The sequence below is a fragment of the Alloalcanivorax sp. genome, from assembly GCF_964221125.1.
GTDB lineage: Bacteria > Pseudomonadota > Gammaproteobacteria > Pseudomonadales > Alcanivoracaceae > Alloalcanivorax > Alloalcanivorax venustensis.
The window spans coordinates 1-5,059 of the sequence record NZ_CAXPXK010000078.1; the positions used below are offsets into that span (position 1 = coordinate 1).

Below are 5,059 nucleotides of genomic sequence, written 5' to 3' on the forward strand. Positions count from 1 at the left end.
TTTTTGAGCATGTCCGCGTCCACGTAGGTGCCGTTGCGCTCGATGCGGCTGAGCACCGGCACCAGCGGCATTTCGATGTCGTGGAACACGCTTTTCAGGCCCGCTTCTTTTTCCAGGCGTGGCCACAGGGTCTGGTGCAGGCGCAGGGTGATGTCCGCGTCTTCGGAGGCATAGGGGCCGGCTTCATCGAGCCCGACCTGGTTGAAGGTGAGCTGCTTGACGCCCTTGCCGGCGATCTCCTGGAAGCTGATGTTTTTGTGGCCCAGATATTTCAGCGCCAGGGAGTCCATATCGTGGCGGGTGGCCACGGAGTCGAGCACGTAGGATTCCAGCATGGTGTCGTATTCCACGCCGCGCAGGGTGATGCCGGCGCGGGCCAGTACGCTCATATCGTACTTGAGGTTCTGGCCGACTTTTTTGCTCTGTTCGTCTTCGAGAACGGGCTTGAGCTTGTCCAGTACCAGAGCGCGGTCGAGCTGATCCGGCGCGCCCGGATAGTCGTGGCCGAAGGGTACGTAGGCGGCGTCGCCGGCGGCGGTGGCGAAGCTGACGCCCACCAGGTCCGCTTCCATGTAATTAAGGCTGGTGGTTTCGGTGTCGAAGGCAAACAGCTCGGCTTTCTTAAGTTTGTCGAGCCAGGCGTCCAGTTCTTCCTCGGTAAGCACGGTCTGGTAGCCGTCCCGGTCGATGCTCTGTTCGCTCTCGATGTCCGGAGCGCCCTCTACCGCCGGGTCGTCGCCTTCCAGCAATTCATTGAGCCAGCCCTTGAATTCCAGATCGCGGTAGTAACCGGCCAGCTTTTCCGCGTCGGGCGTCAGCAGTTTGAGGTCGTCCAGAGCTTCCTTGAGTTCGCAGTCCACCTTGATGGTGGCCAGCTCGTAGGAGAGAAACGCCTGCTCGCGGTGTTCTTCCAGTTTCTTGCCCATGGACTTGGCGCCGCGGAAATTCAGCTCGGCGACCTTGTCCAGGTTGTCGTAAATCTTTTCCAGTGAGCCCAGACCGGTGAGCAGCGCCAGGGCGGTCTTTTCGCCGACGCCGGGGACACCGGGAATGTTGTCCACCTTGTCGCCCATCAGCGCCAGGAAATCGATAATCAGCTCCGGGCCGACACCGAATTTTTCGCGCACGCCGTCGATGTCGTAGACGGCGTTGTTCATGGTGTTGATCAGGGTGACGTGGTCGTTGACCAGCTGTGCCATGTCCTTGTCCCCGGTGGAGATCAGCACCGGCTTTTGTTCGGCGCTGAAAATGCGCGCGAAGGTGCCGATCACGTCGTCGGCTTCGACGCCGTCCTCGATGATCAGCGGCAGGCCCATGGCGCGGATCAGGTCGTGCAGCGGCTGCACCTGCTCGCGCAGCTCGTCGGGCATCGGCGGCCGGTTGGCCTTGTACTGCTCGAACAGCTCGTCGCGGAAGGTTTTGCCCTTGGCGTCGAACACCACCGCCATGTACTCGGGGTCGTAGTCGTTGATCATCTTGCGCAGCATCGAGGCGACGCCGCGCACCGCGCCGGTGGGCTGGCCGGTGGAGGTGGTCAGCGGCGGCAGCGCGTGGAAGGCCCGGTACAGGTAGGAGGAGCCGTCGACAAGGATGATCGGTTTACGCTCGGTCATGGCAGTCCTTGGGGTTGGATAAGACATGGAGCGCATAGTGTAACGCAAGACCTTGCAGGAGCGCCTTGTGGGAGCGGGCCCGCTCCCACAGGATCCGCGGTCAGAGGCGCTCTTTGATCTGCCGGGTGATGGCGTTCACCGCTTTGCGGGCGCTGGGGATGGCGCCGCCCATGGTGATGAAGCCGTGCACCAGTTCCGGGTAGTCCAGGTTGACCACGTTAACGCCGGCGTCCTTGAGCTTTTCGCTGTAGGCGAGGCCCTCGTCGCGCAACGGGTCGGTGGCGGTGACCACGATGGTGTCCGGGTGGCCGGCGATGTCCGGGTTGCGCAGCGGCGAGATGCGGTAATCGCCCACCAGGGTGTCGTCCTGGATGTAATGGTTGTGGAACCAGTGGATCATGTCGCCGTCCAGCCCGCCCTGGCCGCCGCCGAGCTGGGTGATAGAGGGCATATCCGAGGCGCCGTCGGTTTTCGGGTACACCGCCACCACCAGCTTGGGCACGGACAGCCCCTGGAGCGCCGCTTGCTGGGCCACCACGATGGACAGATTGCCGCCGGCGCTGTCGCCCATGGTCGCCAGACGCCGGGTGTCGATGCCCAGGTCGCCGGCCTGCTCACCGAGCCAGCGCCAGGCGGCAATGCAGTCGTCGGCGGCGGTGGGCGCGGGGTGTTCCGGCGCCAGCCGGTAGTCCACATTCAGCACCACCGCGCCGGTGACGTTGGCAATGTGGCGGCACAGGCGGTCGTATTCCACGGCGCTGCCGATGGTGAAGCCGCCGCCATGGAAGAACATGATCGCCGGGCTGTCCTCGGTGGGCGCGCTCTTGGGGCGATACAGACGCACCAGCATATCGCCGCCTTCCACCGGCACGCGGATATCCCGGGTCAGCGCCACCTCTTGCCGGTCCACGTCGAGCATGTCGATCATGTGCCCGTAGAGGGCGCGGCCCTGGGCCAGCGGCAACTCGTGGAAGCCCTTGCGACCGTCACCCAGGGCCAGCAGCAGGCGCAGCTTGGGGTCCAGCCCCTCGCGGCTGACGCTTTCCACCATGCCGGCCAGCCGGCCGGCCAGGGCGCCGGGCATTTTCATCAGGGTCCGCACCGTGGTGCGCTCGATCTTGTGTTGCAGGGACATGGTTTCTCCTTAATTAAACCCGGCGTGTATTTCCACCAATGGACAGGGGTTATACCATCGCCCCAAGCAAACGGCCCGGTCATCCCCGGCCTTTTTTTCGCGTTGAACACTAGGAAATGTTGATGTCCGTCTATACCCGTGTCGATGATCGGGATCTGGCCGCCCTGCTGGCCGACTACGCGCTGCGGCTGGAGCACGCGCAGGCGGCGCGCCACGGCATTGAGAACAGCACCTTCCTGATCGACGCCCGGGCCGAGGACGGCGGCCCGCGGGCGGTGGTCCTGACCGTGTTCGAGCAGTTCGACGGCGAGGCCCTGGCGCCCTATCTGGCGTTGCTGGCGACCCTGGCGGCGGCGGGCCTGCCGGTGCCGGCGGCGCTGGTGGACCGCCACGGCCAGCGGCTGCGCCACGTGGCCGGCAAGCCGGCGGTGCTGGTGCCGCGCCTGCCCGGCGAGCACTGTTTCGAGGTGGGCAGCGAGCACTGCCGGCAGGTGGGCGCCCTGCTCGCCGCCCTGCACCGCCAGCCGACGGAAGCGGGAAAGGCGCTGCCCGACGAGCGCCGGCGCCTGAAAAGCCTGGGCGAGCACCTGTGCCGCCTGAATGAAGACGACCAGCACCGCGCCGATACCGTGCTGCGCCGCTGGCGGAAAGTGCCCGCCACCCGCACCCTGATCCACGGCGATCTGTTCCGCGACAACGCGCTGTTCAACGCCGAGGGCCGGCTCACCGGGGTGCTGGATTTCTACAACGCCTGTCTGGAACGGCCCGAGTACGATCTGGCGGTGGCGCTGAACGACTGGGCGGTGGCCTCGGACGGGCGCCCGGTACCGCGCCGGCAGGGCGCCTTGCTGGCCGGCTACCGGGACGGCGGCGGCGAGTGGGACGAATCCGTGCTGGCGCTGGCGTTGGCGGTGGCGGCGCTGCGCTTCTGGCTGTCGCGGCTGGCCGGGCCGGTGTCCGGGGAGTCGGAGGGCCAGGGCAGCAAGGACCCGGCCGAGTTCGCGCGGATTTTCGGCTATCGCTTTAACGCCCTCGGCAATGGCGACGACTAACGGCCGGGGCCGGTCAGAATCAGATGGTTGAGGTGCGCCAGCCAGTCGGCTTCCCGCCACAGCCAGGGGCTGTGCGGCCGGGCCAGGCTGGTGGGCGTCATCACCGCCACGCCGTCCGCCACCGCCTGGCCCACCAGCGCCTCGGTGAACCCGGCCCAGCCCCGGGGCAGCTGCTCCGGGGTCGCCTGCGGATTGAGATACCCTTCACCGAGCACCGGCTGCAGGCGCCGCAGGCGGGTGAACGCCAGCCGCCGCTGTAGCTGCTGCTGAAGGCGGCCGCGCCAGTGCTCACCGGTGGCTTCCATCAGCGCCCGCCGCAGCGGCGCGCCCAGGCGCCGGTCGAGCAGCCCGGGCACCGGCAGATCGGCGCCGGTGGCCAGCCGGTAGCGCGGATCGTCGTCCAGCCACAGGCCCAGTTCCAGGAAATCCAGCTCGCTGGTGTCCAGTTGGCGCAGATGGTCGGTCTCGCCGGCGGCGGCGCTGACCCCGAAATGGATGGTGGGGAACAGGGCACGCAGGGCGCGCGGCACTTCCAGCAGGTACTGCTCCACCGCCTGCTCCTGCTCGCTGCGCCAACGCTCCGGCAGGGACCGCTGGGGCGGCTGGCCGAACACCCGGCGGATAACGCCGTGGCTCCAGGGCGGAAACGGAAAATGGTGGCAGAAATCCACCGCCACCACGGTATCCAGGTGGCCCCATTCGCGCACCAGTTCCAGGGTCTGCACCCAGACGTCGATGAAGTCGGCGGGGCGGCGCACGAACGAGCGGCGGGCGCGGCTGTCGGCGATAAAAAAGCCGCTCAGCCACAGCTTCAGGCCGCGGTCGGCGGCACCGTTGAGCAGGCGCCGGAACGCTTTGCGAATCTGCACGGTCTCGGCGCCGGCGCCGATGCCCCGACGGGCGTCCGGCTCGGCGAAGATTTCGCAGCGGTCCAGGTGGACGCTGTTGGCCGGCGTGGCCAGCAGATGCGGATAGGGGTCCAGGCGAACGGCGTTGAAGCCGCGTTCCACCGCTTCGTCCAGGGCGCGCTCCACGGCGCCGCCGCCGGGGCCGTATTCGCGCCGCAGCGGCCAGGCGTAATCCCAGCATGTGAGCGCGAGACGGCCCAGGTCCGGCAGGACCTCCGTGGCCGATTCGTCTTGCGCACCCTGCGACTGCCCCATGCCTTCTCCTTGACCCGACAAACGCATCAGCATACCGGTTTCACGCGCCGGCTCAATGGACCCGGTCGGGCCAAAAAGCGGCGCCCGGGCCAGTCC

General features: G+C 67.2%; 4 protein-coding genes. 1 reads left to right on the forward strand and 3 read right to left on the reverse strand.

The annotated features are described in order from the left end of the window. Together ACEQZD_RS09520 and ACEQZD_RS09525 are read right to left on the reverse strand one after the other, a co-directional pair. Positions 1-1,613, reverse strand: a 1,613-nt coding sequence (locus ACEQZD_RS09520; RefSeq protein ID WP_370185151.1) for a 5'-3' exonuclease H3TH domain-containing protein, incomplete at its 3' end; no start/stop codon positions are given. A gap of 100 nt (positions 1,614-1,713) precedes the next feature. Then, positions 1,714-2,748, reverse strand: coding sequence for an alpha/beta hydrolase (locus ACEQZD_RS09525; protein ID WP_142947674.1), 1,035 nt, complete (start codon positions 2,746-2,748; stop codon positions 1,714-1,716). A 122-nt stretch (positions 2,749-2,870) separates the two neighbouring features. Here ACEQZD_RS09525 and ACEQZD_RS09530 point away from each other — a divergent pair, with 122 nt between their 5' ends. Then, positions 2,871-3,800 carry a phosphotransferase gene (locus ACEQZD_RS09530; RefSeq protein ID WP_370185153.1) on the forward strand — a complete coding sequence of 310 codons (930 nt, stop codon included), beginning with the start codon at positions 2,871-2,873 and terminating at the stop codon, positions 3,798-3,800. Here the strand turns inward: ACEQZD_RS09530 and ACEQZD_RS09535 are convergent. Beyond that, positions 3,797-4,963, reverse strand: coding sequence for a cellulase-like family protein (locus ACEQZD_RS09535; RefSeq protein WP_142947676.1), 1,167 nt, complete (start codon positions 4,961-4,963; stop codon positions 3,797-3,799). The two genes, ACEQZD_RS09530 and ACEQZD_RS09535, sit on opposite strands and share 4 nt — an antisense overlap. Positions 4,964-5,059 lie beyond the last annotated feature (96 nt).

What these genes read in the sequence shown, in the direction of transcription:
- ACEQZD_RS09525 (WP_142947674.1), bottom strand. Translation starts at nt 2,748, where the DNA reads ATGTCCCTGCAACACAAGATCGAGCGCACCACGGTGCGGACCCTGATG.
- ACEQZD_RS09530 (WP_370185153.1), top strand. Translation starts at nt 2,871, where the DNA reads ATGTCCGTCTATACCCGTGTCGATGATCGGGATCTGGCCGCCCTGCTG.
- ACEQZD_RS09535 (WP_142947676.1), bottom strand. Translation starts at nt 4,963, where the DNA reads ATGGGGCAGTCGCAGGGTGCGCAAGACGAATCGGCCACGGAGGTCCTG.